Here is a 13,258-nt window from a genome sequence, read left to right on the forward strand (position 1 = left end):
AAGCATTCGCTGCTCGATCGAATGTAAGAGATAGATATATTTTTAATCAATCCTTCACGGAGGCCCAAGATGAGTGCCGCATTCAAACCTACGCACATCGATTTCGTCGACGGCAAGAAGCGCATCGACGAGGCGCTGGCAAAAGTCGGACACAAGATGAAGTCACGGATCCTGACATCCAGGGACAAGGAAGCCGTGGCGCTGTGCAACCTCCTGGGCGTTCCGCACGAACAGCTTCCAACCGGGTTCACCAAATGGCAGCTGCCCTTCTACCTGGACGGCGGCCAGTTCTTCATCACCGCCACCGCGCCCAACGCGGAAGTGGGCGAGCATTCTCATGACAATGACGGCGTCCGCTTCATCATGTCCGGCTCGGTCTACTATGACGGCATCGAGCTCAATGCGGGAGATTGGATGTATATCCCGAAGGACAAACGCTATTCCCTCAAGGTCGGGCCCCTCGGCGCAAGCATGTGCTACTGCTATTGCTGCTGCTGCGCGGGCCGCACGCTGAACAAGGACGACCTGATCGATCCGGCGCCTTTCGTGCGCGTTCGCAAGTCGCTGCAGTAGCGATCGCAGCCGCTCGACGCGGCGATGAACTTGTTCGTCGCCGCGTCTTCTCGATCCGAGCCGAACGTGATCAGAGAATCCGTTTGCCGAACGCAGACATGACGAAGTTGATCATCTCAGCGGCAAGCCTGGGCTCTAACTCTGCGCCCAAGCCGGAAACGCTCATCGACAGCAGTCCGCCGGACAGCGCGATCGCCTCCATCGCCTGATGCGTCTCGCGCACGGTGATGCCGCCGGAGCCTGCCGCCCAGCCGGCCAACTCGGTGACCTCGGGCGCATAGGCGACATGGAAGCCCTGCGTGCCGGAAGAAGCGATGTGGATCGCCTCGCGCATGACGTCGCGCATGCCCATAGCGTCGATGTCGGTCATGGTGAAGGCTGAAACGCGCGAATCCGCCAGCACCCGCGCCTCGGCGGGATCGGCGTGACGAAGGCCGACCAGGACGACGTTCTCCGGCGAGAGCTGCGGCTGCAGCGCGCCCGGCTTGTGATCGAGCCCTAACGTCCGCGCCAGCACCGAGACTTGCGGCAGGTCGATGCCGTCGATCTCCTCGGGCATAAGTGCCGCAATGGAATCGATCCAGATCAGGCCGAAGGAATGCGTGGCGCGCGCCGTGGCGGCCATCGCCCTGTGCGCAATGCGGCGGTCGGCGCCCGTGCTGAGCCGGATCAAGCCCGAGGGCGGCCTGTCCGCATCGGCGAGTTCGACGACGTCGAAGTTCAACGCCTCCAGCCTGGCCCCCGTCGCCTCGCGGGCGAGAATGCCGGCGGCGGCGGGGTCGGCCGAGATCGACACCAATTTGCGGCCCGAATAGTCCACGACATCGTGCATCGGAGCCTTCTCGACATATTCCGAGGTCATTGCCATCAGCATGGCGCCATAGCTCATGCGGAAGGCGACGCGGTCGCCGACCCGGGGCGGCGGATCGGCGTCCTGCACGTCGAGCAGCAGATGGTCGCTGGACGCGCCGAGCACGCGCACACCCTTGGCGATCGGCACCAGCCCTTCGACCAGCACGTCCTCGCGACCGATATTGGCGATGGCACGCAAGCGATCGCCCTCGTCGGCGAACACCGGCTGGTTGCCGAAGGCGTCGTAGCCGGACTGGCCGATCGGCCGCGACGGCTTCAGCTTGACCTCGATGATGTCGCCGGTCAGCCGGCAGGCATCGAGCTCCAGCGCGTCCCAGGGCGGATCGCGGAAGGTTTCGAGCCCGCCCTGCAGAATTGCCTCGCCAACTCTGAGATTGTTGATGCCGGCGGGCAGACGACCATCGAGCAGTAGCGGCAGTGACGACGAGGCGCCGCCGGAAATCCAGTCGAGGCTTTTGCCGCAAAGACGCTCGGTCTTGTAGGCATGAGCGACGAGCTGGCCGAGATTCTCCTCGGTCGGCATGATGGCACCGAAGCAGCCGAGATTGGTGCCGATGCCGGCGATGCGCACGCCTCTCATTTCGAGGATCTGCTCGACCGTCGCCACCAGGTCGTTCGGCCAGATGCCCTCTCTCAGATCGCCGAGATCGACCATCAGCATGATGTCGTGGATACGGCCCATGCGCTCGGCGATGCGGGCGATCTCCCGGATGATGGCAAGCTCCGACTGCAGGCTGATGTCGACGGTGCGCACGACCTCCTCGACGCGGGCGATCGGCGGACTTCGGAGCAGCATGATCGGCGCGGCAACACCGCTGTCGCGCAGACGGCGGATGTTCTCGAAACGCGACTCGGCGATGCCGTGGACGCCGCCGCGCAGCATGGCGCGCGCCACTTGCGGCATGCCGCAGGTGCCCTTGGTGACGCCGAAGACCTTGATGCCTGCCCCGGCGCAGCGCTCGACCACGGTGCGCGCATTGCGCTCGATGCGGCCAAGGTCGATGGCGACTTGCGGTCCGGACATCGCTAGTTCCTGTAGAGCAGCCCTTGCGGGTCGATCTCCGGCTTGCGCCCGGCAACAAGGTCGGCGAGGAATTTTCCGGAGCCGCAAGCCATCGTCCAGCCGACATGGCCGTGGCCGGCGTCCAGATAGAGGTTGCGGTATTTCGCCTGGCCGATCACCGGCACCGAATTCGGCATCATCGGCCGCAAGCCCGCCCAAAGCTCCGCTTTGTTCTCGTCGAAGGCGCCGGGAAAGAGATCCTTGCCGGTCCTGAACATGGCGGCGAAATCGCGCGGCTTGAAGCTGCGGTCGAAGCCGGTGAACTCGGCGGTCGAGGCGAGCCGCAACCGGTTGCCCAGCCTCGAATAGCCGATCAGCTGGTCCTCATCGGCGCCGCCCATGGTCGGGCCCTTGTTCGCATCCTCGAGCGGCACGGTGGCCGTGTAGCCCTTGACGGGATAAACTGGCAGGTCGATACCGTAGCGGCGTCCGAGCAGGCCGCTTTCCGGCCCCATCGAGATGACGACGGCATCGCCCGCGACCGCACCGGCCGAAGTCATCACCGCGCGCACCCTGTCGCCATCGATGTCGAAGCCCTCGACGGTTGTGCCGTACAGAAATCGGACGCCTAGCTTTTCGGTCGCGTAAGCGGCGAGATTCTGCGTGAACTGCTTGGAATCGCCGGTCTGGTCGATCGGCGAATAGACGCCGCCGGCGATCTTTTCCTTGGCCCCGGCAAGGCCCGGTTCCAGTTCGACCAGCCGCTCGCGGCCAACGATTTCGATCGGCAGGCCATGTTCGGCCAGGTAGCGGTAATTGTCGGTGCCGGTGTCGAGACTGTGCTGCGAGCGGAAGAAATAGATGATGCCCTTCTTGCGCTCGTCATAGCGGATGCCGGTATCGGCCGAGATGGCGTTGATGCAATCGCGCGAATAGAGCGCCAGGCGCAGCTTGACCCGGCTGTTGGCGCGCAGGCGCGCCACCGTGCACTGGCGCAGGAAGCGCAGGCTCCAGGCGAGGAAGTAAGGATCGAAGCGCAGCCGCACCTTGATGCCGAGGTCGTGGTTGTAGAGCGCGCGCAGGAAGGTCTTCAGCGCCGCCGGCGAGGCCCAGGCAGTGGCATCGCCGGGCGAAACCAGGCCGGCGTTCGACCGGCTGGTGCCGCGCGCCGGCGCCTGATGACGCTCTATCACCGTCACCTCGTGGCCGTCGCTCGCCAGATAGTAGGCGGCCGCCGTACCTACGACGCCGGCCCCGAGCACCAGAACCTTCATGCCGCCCCCCAGAGGAAAAACCGCGTGCGGCGCGCCTCCACGCGCCGTGCGTCCTCAATAGCGCGTCTTGGCGCGCCGGACGAGCCCTGGCTGTTCAGCTCCGCGCCGAGTTCTTGCCGGTCAGGATGCGCTCCCAGGCCAGCGCATCGTTGACGATCAGATCGAGATCGTCGCGCTGCGGCGTCCAATTGAGCTCGTTGCGGGCGAGTTCGGAATTGGCGACGACGGCTGCGGCGTCGCCGGGGCGGCGATCGCCCATTCGAACATCGAAATCACGGCCGAAGGCGCGGCGGACGCTGTCGATCACCTCCAGCACCGAATAGCCGTGGCTGTAGCCGCAATTGGCGACGAGGCTGGCGCCGCCGTCGCGCAGCCGCTGCAGCGCCAGCCGGTGCGCCGCCGCAAGGTCACTGACATGGATATAGTCGCGGATGCAGGTGCCGTCCGGCGTCGCATAGTCGTTGCCGAAGACCTGCATGAAGGGCCGCTTGCCGAGCGCGGTCTCGCAAGCGACCTTGATCAGATGCGTGGCGCCCGGCGTCGATTGGCCGGTGCGGCCCTTCGGATCGGCGCCGGCGACATTGAAATAGCGGAGCGCCGTGTAGCGGATGTCATGCGCCATGGCCGCGTCGCGCAGCATCCATTCGCTCATCAGCTTGGAAAGCCCATAGGGCGATTCCGGTGCCAGATGCGCATCCTCGCGCACCGGCTCCAGCCCGGCGCCGCCATAGACGGCCGCGGTGGAGGAAAAGATGAAATGCGGCACGCCTTCACGCACTGCGGTCTCGATCAGCGTACGTGTCTTGCAGGTGTTGTTCTCGTAATAGCCGAGCGGGTCGGAGACGGATTCCGGCACGACGATCGAACCGGCGAAGTGGATGATGGCGTCGACCTTGTTTTCGCGGATGATACGCGAGACCAGATCGCGATCGGCGACATCGCCGACGACCAGCTTCGCCTCCGGCGCCACCGCCCATTCGAAGCCGGTGGAAAGCCGGTCGAGCACGACGACGTCCTCTCCGGCGTCCAGAAGCTCCCAGACCATATGGCTGCCGATATAGCCGGCACCGCCCGTCACCAAAACCGTCATCATCTACCTCGCTGATCAAGATTTATCGGAAACTGTCCCAACAGCCGCCTTACTTCAAACCCCGCCGCAAGCCCAATATCCTCCCTGAATGTTAAGTCTGTAACAGTTCCTCCCGTCCGAGGCATCGTACCGAAACAAAGATGGCTCAGACCCGGGGAATAGGCCACGATCGGCCATCGTTAGGAACAGGTGTAGGGCGTGGCATTTTGACCGGACGGGTCCCGGTGGACGCGCATCCGGCCAGTGACTATGATCCGGCGCAAAATTGGGAAGCCGATATGAACTACCAGCGGTTCTTCGAGGAAGCGATCGACCAGCTCCATGCGGAGCGGCGCTACCGCGTCTTCGCCGATCTCGAGCGTATCGTCGGCCGCTTTCCGCGCGCCGTCTGGCGTTCCAACGGCCGCGCCCAGGAAATCACCGTCTGGTGCTCCAACGACTATCTCGGCATGGGCCAGCACGGCGATGTCATCGCCGCCTTCCAGTCGGCGGCCGGCAAGATGGGCTCGGGCGCCGGCGGCACCCGCAACATCTCCGGCACCTCCAACCCGCTGGTCGAGCTCGAGCAGGAGCTCGCCGACCTGCACGGCAAGGAAGCGGCGCTGGTCTTCACCTCCGGCTTCGTTTCCAACGAGGCCTCGATCTCGACCATCGCCAGGCTGTTGCCCAACTGCCTGATCTTCTCCGACGAATTGAACCACGCCTCGATGATCGAGGGGGTGCGCCGCTCGGGCGCCGAGAAGAAGATCTTCCGCCACAACGACGTCGCCCATCTGGAGAGCCTGCTGCAGGCGGCCGGGCGCGAGCGCGCCAAGCTGATCGTGTTCGAGAGCGTCTATTCGATGGACGGCGACATCGCGCCGATCAAGCAGATCGTCGAGCTGGCCGAGCGCTACAACGCCATGACCTATATCGACGAGGTGCATGCGGTCGGCATGTACGGGCCGCGCGGCGGCGGCATCACCGAGCGCGAAGGGCTGGCCGAGCGCATCGACGTCATCGAGGGCACCTTGGCCAAGGCCTTCGGCACGCTGGGCGGCTACATCAGCGGCCGCAGCGCGGTCATCGACGCGGTGCGCTCCTATGCGCCCGGCTTCATCTTCACCACCGCGCTGCCGCCGGCGATCGCGGCGGCCGCCACCGCCTCGATCCAGCATCTGAAGCGCTCGCAGGCCGAGCGCGAGGCGCAGCAGCGCCAGGCGGCGCGGACCAAGCAGGTGCTGGCCGCGGCCGGGCTGCCGGTGATGGAATCGGCCACCCACATCGTGCCGGTGCTGGTCGGCGATCCGGAGCTGTGCAAGATGGCCAGCGACCGCCTGCTCGGCGTGCACGGCATCTATATCCAGCCGATCAACTATCCGACGGTGCCGCGCGGCACCGAGCGGCTGCGCATCACGCCGACCCCGTTCCATTCCGACGCGCTGATCGCCGAGCTGCAGGACGCGCTGGTCGAGACCTGGGACGCGCTCGGCATCCCTTATGCCTCGGCGGGACGGCCGGCCGTCGCCAAGAGCGAGCGCATCATTCCGTTGCTGGTGCCGAAGTCGGGCGGCTGAAAGCCGTTTGAAACTCTACTCCGGCGGCCATCCGCCGCGACTTTCTGCGCTCCCGCTGTTCACGGATATCAATTTCCACTGCGCTCCGGGTCTCGAAAGCCCGGCTGGCGCACCGGACCGAGTTTCAATGCGGCTTCAGGTCGGCTCAGGTTGTCTTCATCCACCTCGCCAGGCGATGCGCCGCTTCCTCGAGCTGATCGAGGCGGCGGTGGAAACATAGCCTGAGGAAGGCTTCGCCGCCGGGTCCGAAGGCCGTGCCCGGCGCCAGACCGACATTGGCGTTGTCGACGATGTCGAAGGCGGCTGCGCGGGAATCGCTGATGCCGTCGACGGTGAAGAACAGATAGAACGCGCCCTGCGGCACGGTGAAACGCGCCTTGCCGGTCTCCCCCAAGATATTGCAGACGAGGTCGCGGGCCGCCCGCGCGCGCTCGACCTGCTCGGCGATGAAGCCGTCGCCCTCGTCAAGCGCCGCTACCGCGCCGCGCTGCATGAACTGGGCGACGCCAGAGGTCGAGTACTGGATCAGGTTCTCGAATACTTGCTGCAAGGCGGGATGGGTCTTGATCCAGCCGACGCGCCAGCCGGTCATGGCCCAATTCTTGGAAAAGCTGTTGACGAACAGGATCCGGTCTTCCGCCGTCGCAATGTCGAGAAAGGATGGAGCGCGGCCGCCGCCGTAGTGGAACAGCGCATAGATTTCATCGGCGATGATCCACAAGCCTCTTTGACGGGCAAGATCGAGGATCGACTGCAGCGTCTGCCTGTCGGCGGTCCAGCCGGTCGGGTTCGAGGGCGTGTTGACGAACAGCGCTCTCGTCCTGGGCGTGATCGCGGCGGCAATCTTTTCGACATCGCAGGACCAGCCATTGCCAGACTGGTCGAGCGTGACCGCGATCGGAACGGCACCGGCGACGCCCGCGGCGGCGGCAAAGTTCGGCCAGGCCGGCGACAGGTAGACGACCTCGTCGCCGCTGCCGGCGACCGCGTCGATCGCCAGCTGGATGGCGTGCATGCCGGATCCCGTGACGATGAATTCTTCCTCGGCGCAACTCTTGCCGAAATGTCTGGCGTAATAGCGGGCAAGCGCCTGCCGAAGCTCGGGAATGCCCTTCTGCCAAGTGTAGAAGGTCTCGCCCGCCGCCAGTCCCCGGGCCGCGGCGTCGGTGATGAAGGCCGGCGTCGGCAGATCGCCCTCACCCGCCCAGAGCGGAATCAGGCCTTCGCGCAGGCGGCCATGGTTGACGACTGCGACAATGCCGCTTTCGGGCGCGGCGCGGGCTTCCGCGCGCAGGTTCTGGATCAGGGTCATGCACAAATCTGCTCCGTTTGGCGACTGCTAGCGTCTTTTATGACGGCCGCAAACAGAAAACCCCGGCCGCAGGCGACCGGGGCTTTGGTCCAGCGTCCTGTCGGTCAGCTATCTCCTGGCGAGGAGGTCGCGGATTTCGGTCAGCAATTGCACATCGGCCGGCGGCGGGGCGGCCGGCGCGGCGGGCTTCTCGCGCTCCAGCCTCCTGCGCAAATTGTTCACCGCCTTCACCATGAGGAAGATGATGAAAGCAAGGATCAGGAAATTCAGCACTACGGTGATGAAGCTGCCGTAAGCGAAAACAGCGCCCTCCTTCTTGGCGTCAGCCAGCGCGGGTGAGTGGACGTTCGAGGACAGTCCGAAGAAGTAGTTGTTGAAATCCAGCCCGCCGAAGATCGCTCCGACGATCGGCATGATGATGTCATTGACCAGCGAATCGACGATCTTGCCGAAAGCGGCGCCGATGATGACGCCGACGGCCAAGTCCATCACATTGCCCTTGGAGATGAATTCCTGGAATTCTTTCAGCATTCGACCCTCCTTGCCATGACCGGCCGCGCTGCCGCCTCACCCTCTCCCCTCGGCGCCGACCCGGCCCCACCATAGCAAAAACCCCCGGTTGCAAAATCGGAAAAAGGGTTAAGGCAGCGGTTTGTCCAGGCGGCGGGATCAAACGCATATGCGCCGAAAGCCGCGATGGACTTGAGTTCGAAGCTGTGGTTGCGTCTAACCGGCCGCAAGGCAAAACCGCCTAGGGAGCAAAGTTCGAGCCGTGCAAGGCTGGTTCGTCGTCATCATCGCGATCGCCTATGTGACGCTGCTTTTCGCGATCGCGAGCATCGGTGACCGGCGCGCCGCGGCCGCCAGTCTCGGCCGGGGGCGGCCCTTCATCTATGCGCTCAGCCTCGCCATCTACTGCACCTCCTGGACGTTTTTCGGCTCGGTCGGGCTGTCCTCCGAGCGCGGCCTCGAATTCCTCGGCATCTATACCGGGCCGGCGCTGGTGTTCGTGTTCGGCTTTCCCCTGCTCAATCGTATCGTCCGGCTGGCCAAGACCGAGAAGATCACCTCGATCGCCGACTTTCTCGGCGCCCGCTACGGCAAGAGCTTCATCGTGGCGGCGATCGCGACGCTGATCGCGACGATCGGCGCCGTGCCCTACATGGCGCTGCAGCTGAAGGCCATCTCGGGATCGGTCCGCCTGATGGTCGAGCACTATACCGGCTCGCCGCCTTCCTTCGACCCGTTCGTCAGCGACATCTCGCTGGTGGTCGCGATGCTGCTGGCCTTGTTCGCGGTGCTGTTCGGCACCCGCCATGCCGACGCCACCGAGCACCAGGACGGGCTGGTGCTGGCGGTCGCGGTCGAGACCGTGGTCAAGCTCGCCGCCTTCCTCGCCATCGGCCTGATGGTCGCCTTCCTGATCTTCGGCGGGCCGGGCGACATGCTGAAGACACTCGCGGCCAACGGCCAGGTGCGGCAGGCCATGGGCTACAGCACCTCATTGGCCACCTGGCTGGTGCTGACGACCTTAAGCGGCTTTGCCGTGCTGATGCTGCCGCGCCAGTTCTATGTCACCGTCGTCGAGAACCGCAGCGAGGCCGAGTTGCGCACCGCGACCTGGGTATTCCCGCTTTACCTGGTGGCGATCAACCTGTTCGTGCTGCCGATTGCCTTTGCGGGCCTGTCGCTGGTCGGCAGCAGGACCAGCAGCGATCTCTATGTCTTGTCGCTGCCGCTGTTCAGCGGCCATGACGTGCTGGCGATGATCGCATTCATCGGCGGTCTGTCGGCAGCGACCGCCATGGTCATCGTCGAGAGCGTGGCGCTGTCGATCATGATCTCCAACGATCTCGTCATCCCGCTGTTCGTGCGCCGCCTGCTGAAGACGACCAACTCCGAGAACGAGGACTGGTCGACGCTGATCCTCAACGTGCGGCGGGCGTCGATCTTCATCATGCTGTTCATCGCCTTCCTCTATTACCGAGAGAGCACAAACAGCGCGCGACTCTCTTCGATCGGGCTGATGTCGTTTGCCGCCATCGCGCAATTCGCGCCGGCCTTGATCGGCGGCCTGATCTGGCGCCGCGCCAACGGCCGGGGTGCCGCGCTCGGCATGGTCGCCGGCATATTGGTGTGGGGCTATACGTTGCTTCTGCCTTCACTGGCGGCTGCCGACACCGGCATTGTCGTCCACGGCCTGTTCGGCTTCGAAGCGCTCAGGCCGCAGGCATTGTTCGGCACCGTCGGCGAACCGCTGAACCACGGCGTGCTCTGGAGCCTATCGGTCAACACGCTGTTCTTCGTGCTGGGATCGCTGTCCCGCGCCTCCGTGCCGCTGGAGCGCATCCAGGCGGCGATCTTCGTGCCGCGCGACGCGGGTCCGATGCCGAGCCTGCGCCGCTTCCGCACCGCCGTCACCGTCAACGACCTCAAGGACACGATCTCGCGCTATCTCGGCGTCGAGCGGACCGAGCGCTCCTTCCAGTCCTTCGAGAAGAACGCGAACGTCTCGCTGCACGGCAAGGAGCAGGCCAGCATGGACGTCATCCGCTTCTCCGAGCAGTTGCTGGCGAGCGCCGTCGGCTCGTCCTCGGCGCGGCTGATCCTGTCGCTGCTGTTCCGCCGCAACGACCGCGATTCCAAGGACGCTTTCCGTCTGCTCGACGACGCCACCGAGGCGCTGCAGCACAATCGCGATCTGTTGCAGATCGCGCTCGACCAGATGGAGCAAGGCATCACCGTCTTCGATCGCGATTTCCGGCTGATCTGCTGGAACCGCCAATACCGGGCACTGTTCGACCTGCCGGACGAAATGGGCCAGGTCGGGGTGTCGCTCGACCGGATCCTGCACCACCTTGCCGAGCGCGGCGATATCCCCGCCGACCAGCGGGTCGCGATGCTCAACCGGCTGACCAGCTTCGCCGGTCCCTGGCAGATGGAGCTGAAGACCAGCGGCCGCATCCTGGAGCTTCGCTCCAACCCTATGCCGGACGGCGGCATCGTCGCGACCTACGCCGACATTTCCGGCCGCGTCGAGCAGGACCTGGCGCTGAAGCGGGCCAATGAATCGCTGGAGCAGCGGGTCAGGAGCCGCACCGCCGAGCTCACCCTGGTCAACGAGGAGCTGGCACAGGCGCAAATGCTGGCCGAGGAAGCCAATCTCGGCAAGACGCGGTTTCTGGCCGCCGCCGGCCACGACATCCTGCAGCCGCTCAATGCCGCCCGGCTTTATTGCGCCTCGCTGATCGAAAAGGCCGGCAAGGGACCGGCCGGCAAGGCGGCGGTCAACATCGAGTCCTCCCTGGAATCCGTCGAGACCATCCTTGGCGCCGTGCTCGACATCTCCCGGCTCGATGCCGGGGCGATGAAGCCCGAGGACACCGCCTTCAGCCTTGACGGGCTGCTGCAGCAGATCGGCAACGATTTCCGCCCGCTCGCCGCCGAGAAGAAGCTTGCCCTGACGATCATCCCCTCATCGCTCGGCGTGGTGACCGACCGCAAGCTGTTGCGCCGGCTGATCCAGAACCTGGTCTCCAACGCCATCAAATACACGCGAAAGGGACGCATCCTGGTCGGTGTGCGGCGGCGCGGCGGACTGGCCGAGATCCAGGTGATCGACACCGGCATCGGCATCGCCAGCGACAAGCTGAACACGGTGTTCCACGAGTTCACGCGACTGGACGAAGGCGCGCGCGAGGCCGAGGGCCTCGGGCTCGGACTCTCGATCGTCGACCGCATCGCCCGCGTGCTCAGGCTCGAGATCCGCATCTTCTCCACCCCAGGCAAAGGCACGCGTTTCTCCGTCATCTTGCCCGCGGTTGCGGTCGCTGCACCGGCGAGCGAGGCCAGGAACGCGCCGGCACGGCCTGCCTCCTCGCTTGCCGGCCTCAGCGTGCTCTGCATCGACAACGACACGCGTATCCTCGACGGCATGCGGCTCTTGCTCGAGGGCTGGGGCTGCTCGGTGGCGACGGCTTCCGGATCAGAAGATCTGGTGTTGCCCGGCGCCGCAAGGCCCGACATCGTGCTGGCCGACTACCACCTCGATGGCGGCACCGGACTTGACGCGATCGCCGAGCTGCGCGCCGCTCACGGCCAGGACCTGCCCTGCGTGCTGATCACCGCCGACCGCTCCAGCGAGGTCCGCGCGGCCGCGGGCGAGCTCGAGGTGCCGGTGATCAACAAGCCGATCAAGCCGGCGGTGCTGCGCTCGATGATGGCCAGAGTGAGGCCGCTGGCCTCGGCGGCCGAGTGATCAGCCCGCTATCTGCAGCGGGTCGCCGCCAATTTTCGAGAGCTGAATGACCGCCTGGGTGCGGCTGTCGACCCCGAGCTTCTGCAGGATAGCCGAGACATGCGCCTTGATGGTCGCTTCGGAGACGCCGAGCTCATAGGCGATCTGCTTGTTGAGCAGGCCTTCCGCCAACATGCCGAGCACGCGCGTCTGCTGCGGCGTCAGCGCCTGCAGCCGCTTGATCAGATCGGAGATTTCCGGATCGCGCTCGACGCCAAGCTCGATGCCGGCGGGCGCGGCAATGTCGCCGGCCAACACCGCCCGCACGGCGGAACGTATCTCCTCCATGCTGGCCGACTTGGAAATGAAGCCGGAAGCCCCAAGGTCCAGCGCGCGACGGATGGTGACGGGGTCATCATGCGCCGACACCACCACCAGCGGCACCGATGGATGGATGCCGCGCAGCGAGATCAGCCCCGACAGGCCGCTGGCGCCTGGCATCGACAGGTCGAGCAGCACCATGTCGATCTCGTCATTGGCGACGACCAGCGCCTTGGCGCTCTCGAAATCGCCGGCCTCGTGGATGGCCGCAACGTCGCCGATGCCGGTAAGTGCTTCCTTCAGCGCACCACGAAAAAGTGGATGGTCGTCGGCGATGACGAAGTTGTAGCCCGACGGCAAATATCCCTCCCCCATCGCTGATTGTCTATTCTTGCGGGATCGGAACAATTATGCGGCGGCGCGGGCCGTTTTCAAGCCACAAAGCCCGCGCGGGCCGGTGTTTCGCTCGCCAACTCAGGTTTTTTGCGAGTTGAGCTTGGTGCCGTCGTCACCGTCCTGCCTGTCCATGTCCTTGACGATATCCATGAAGCTGCGGAAGAAGCGCTCCATGTAGCTCATCGTCTTGTTGAAATCCTCTTCGCTCGGCAGCTGCGATTCGAGCCGGGCGGAGAGCGAATTCTCGAGCTTGGCGACGCGCTCGTCGAGCGCCTTGACCGAGTTCTGCAGCCGGTCGACCTCGTCCTGGAAGGCGGCGCGCTCATCGGCGGCCATCTTGCAGACGAGCTGGCCGGAGCGCTCCTCGCAGATCGACATCGCACCGGTCTGGGTGTCCATGCGGACATAGCCGTTGGCGGATTTCTCCAGGCGGTAGCGTTCGGTCTCCTCGGAGAAGGCAGAGGCGGCAACCAGCGAGCAAAGCGCCGCGGGGATAAGGATATGATGCAGACGCATGTTTTCCTCCATGAGCCGATGAAGGCACTCTACCACAGGTTTGCGCCGGAAATGAGGGAAGACCGCCAGCAGAGCCTTTCCCGCATGTCCGGTTCAGACTATAGCGC

General features: G+C 64.9%; 10 protein-coding genes. 3 read left to right on the plus strand and 7 right to left on the minus strand.

Annotated features, from left to right (window positions below):
- Positions 1-69: 69 nt before the first annotated feature.
- Positions 70-573 (plus strand): hypothetical protein, encoded by a 504-nt coding sequence (locus EN818_RS23895; protein ID WP_095807787.1) that lies wholly within the window; start codon positions 70-72, stop codon positions 571-573.
- A 70-nt stretch (positions 574-643) separates the two neighbouring features.
- Here the strand turns inward: EN818_RS23895 and EN818_RS23900 are convergent, their stop codons facing one another.
- The 3 genes from EN818_RS23900 to galE form a co-directional block, all read right to left on the minus strand.
- Positions 644-2,470, minus strand: coding sequence for an alanine racemase (locus EN818_RS23900; protein ID WP_095807786.1), 1,827 nt, complete (start codon positions 2,468-2,470; stop codon positions 644-646).
- A 2-nt stretch (positions 2,471-2,472) separates the two neighbouring features.
- The gene (locus tag EN818_RS23905) at positions 2,473-3,723 is read right to left on the minus strand and encodes a D-amino acid dehydrogenase (protein WP_129553486.1); all 1,251 of its coding nucleotides are present in this window, start codon (positions 3,721-3,723) and stop codon (positions 2,473-2,475) included.
- Positions 3,724-3,817: 94 nt separating this feature from the next.
- Positions 3,818-4,813, minus strand: a complete 996-nt coding sequence (galE, locus tag EN818_RS23910) for a UDP-glucose 4-epimerase GalE (RefSeq protein WP_095807876.1) — start codon at positions 4,811-4,813, stop codon at positions 3,818-3,820.
- A gap of 278 nt (positions 4,814-5,091) precedes the next feature.
- Between galE and hemA the strand changes: the two genes are divergently transcribed.
- Positions 5,092-6,369: a 5-aminolevulinate synthase gene (hemA, locus tag EN818_RS23915; protein ID WP_095807875.1), complete on the plus strand. Its 1,278-nt coding sequence runs from the start codon at positions 5,092-5,094 to the stop codon at positions 6,367-6,369.
- Between the two features lie 145 nt (positions 6,370-6,514).
- Here hemA and EN818_RS23920 read toward each other — a convergent pair whose 3' ends face one another.
- Positions 6,515-7,681: a pyridoxal phosphate-dependent aminotransferase gene (locus tag EN818_RS23920; protein ID WP_095807784.1), complete on the minus strand. Its 1,167-nt coding sequence runs from the start codon at positions 7,679-7,681 to the stop codon at positions 6,515-6,517.
- A 108-nt stretch (positions 7,682-7,789) separates the two neighbouring features.
- Positions 7,790-8,212, minus strand: coding sequence for a large conductance mechanosensitive channel protein MscL (gene mscL, locus EN818_RS23925; protein ID WP_095807783.1), 423 nt, complete (start codon positions 8,210-8,212; stop codon positions 7,790-7,792).
- A gap of 241 nt (positions 8,213-8,453) precedes the next feature.
- Here mscL and EN818_RS23930 point away from each other — a divergent pair, with 241 nt between their 5' ends.
- Positions 8,454-11,939, plus strand: coding sequence for a PAS domain-containing hybrid sensor histidine kinase/response regulator (locus tag EN818_RS23930; RefSeq protein ID WP_095807782.1), 3,486 nt, complete (start codon positions 8,454-8,456; stop codon positions 11,937-11,939).
- Here EN818_RS23930 and EN818_RS23935 read toward each other — a convergent pair whose 3' ends face one another.
- Both EN818_RS23935 and EN818_RS23940 read right to left on the minus strand, forming a co-directional pair.
- Positions 11,940-12,599 (minus strand): response regulator transcription factor, encoded by a 660-nt coding sequence (locus EN818_RS23935; RefSeq protein ID WP_095807874.1) that lies wholly within the window; start codon positions 12,597-12,599, stop codon positions 11,940-11,942.
- A 114-nt stretch (positions 12,600-12,713) separates the two neighbouring features.
- Complete coding sequence (locus EN818_RS23940) at positions 12,714-13,151, minus strand: hypothetical protein (protein WP_095807873.1); 438 nt, start codon at positions 13,149-13,151, stop codon at positions 12,714-12,716.
- Positions 13,152-13,258: the final 107 nt, after the last annotated feature.

This window comes from Mesorhizobium sp. M3A.F.Ca.ET.175.01.1.1 (assembly GCF_004791945.1).
In the GTDB taxonomy this organism is placed as follows: Bacteria; Pseudomonadota; Alphaproteobacteria; order Rhizobiales; family Rhizobiaceae; genus Mesorhizobium.

Excerpts from the sequence above, each read along its gene's own strand:
- EN818_RS23895 (WP_095807787.1), top strand. The coding sequence starts at position 70 with ATGAGTGCCGCATTCAAACCTACGCACATCGATTTCGTCGACGGCAAG.
- EN818_RS23900 (WP_095807786.1), bottom strand. The coding sequence starts at position 2,470 with ATGTCCGGACCGCAAGTCGCCATCGACCTTGGCCGCATCGAGCGCAAT.
- EN818_RS23905 (WP_129553486.1), bottom strand. The coding sequence starts at position 3,723 with ATGAAGGTTCTGGTGCTCGGGGCCGGCGTCGTAGGTACGGCGGCCGCC.
- galE (WP_095807876.1), bottom strand. The coding sequence starts at position 4,813 with ATGACGGTTTTGGTGACGGGCGGTGCCGGCTATATCGGCAGCCATATG.
- hemA (WP_095807875.1), top strand. The coding sequence starts at position 5,092 with ATGAACTACCAGCGGTTCTTCGAGGAAGCGATCGACCAGCTCCATGCG.
- EN818_RS23920 (WP_095807784.1), bottom strand. The coding sequence starts at position 7,681 with ATGACCCTGATCCAGAACCTGCGCGCGGAAGCCCGCGCCGCGCCCGAA.
- mscL (WP_095807783.1), bottom strand. The coding sequence starts at position 8,212 with ATGCTGAAAGAATTCCAGGAATTCATCTCCAAGGGCAATGTGATGGAC.
- EN818_RS23940 (WP_095807873.1), bottom strand. The coding sequence starts at position 13,151 with ATGCGTCTGCATCATATCCTTATCCCCGCGGCGCTTTGCTCGCTGGTT.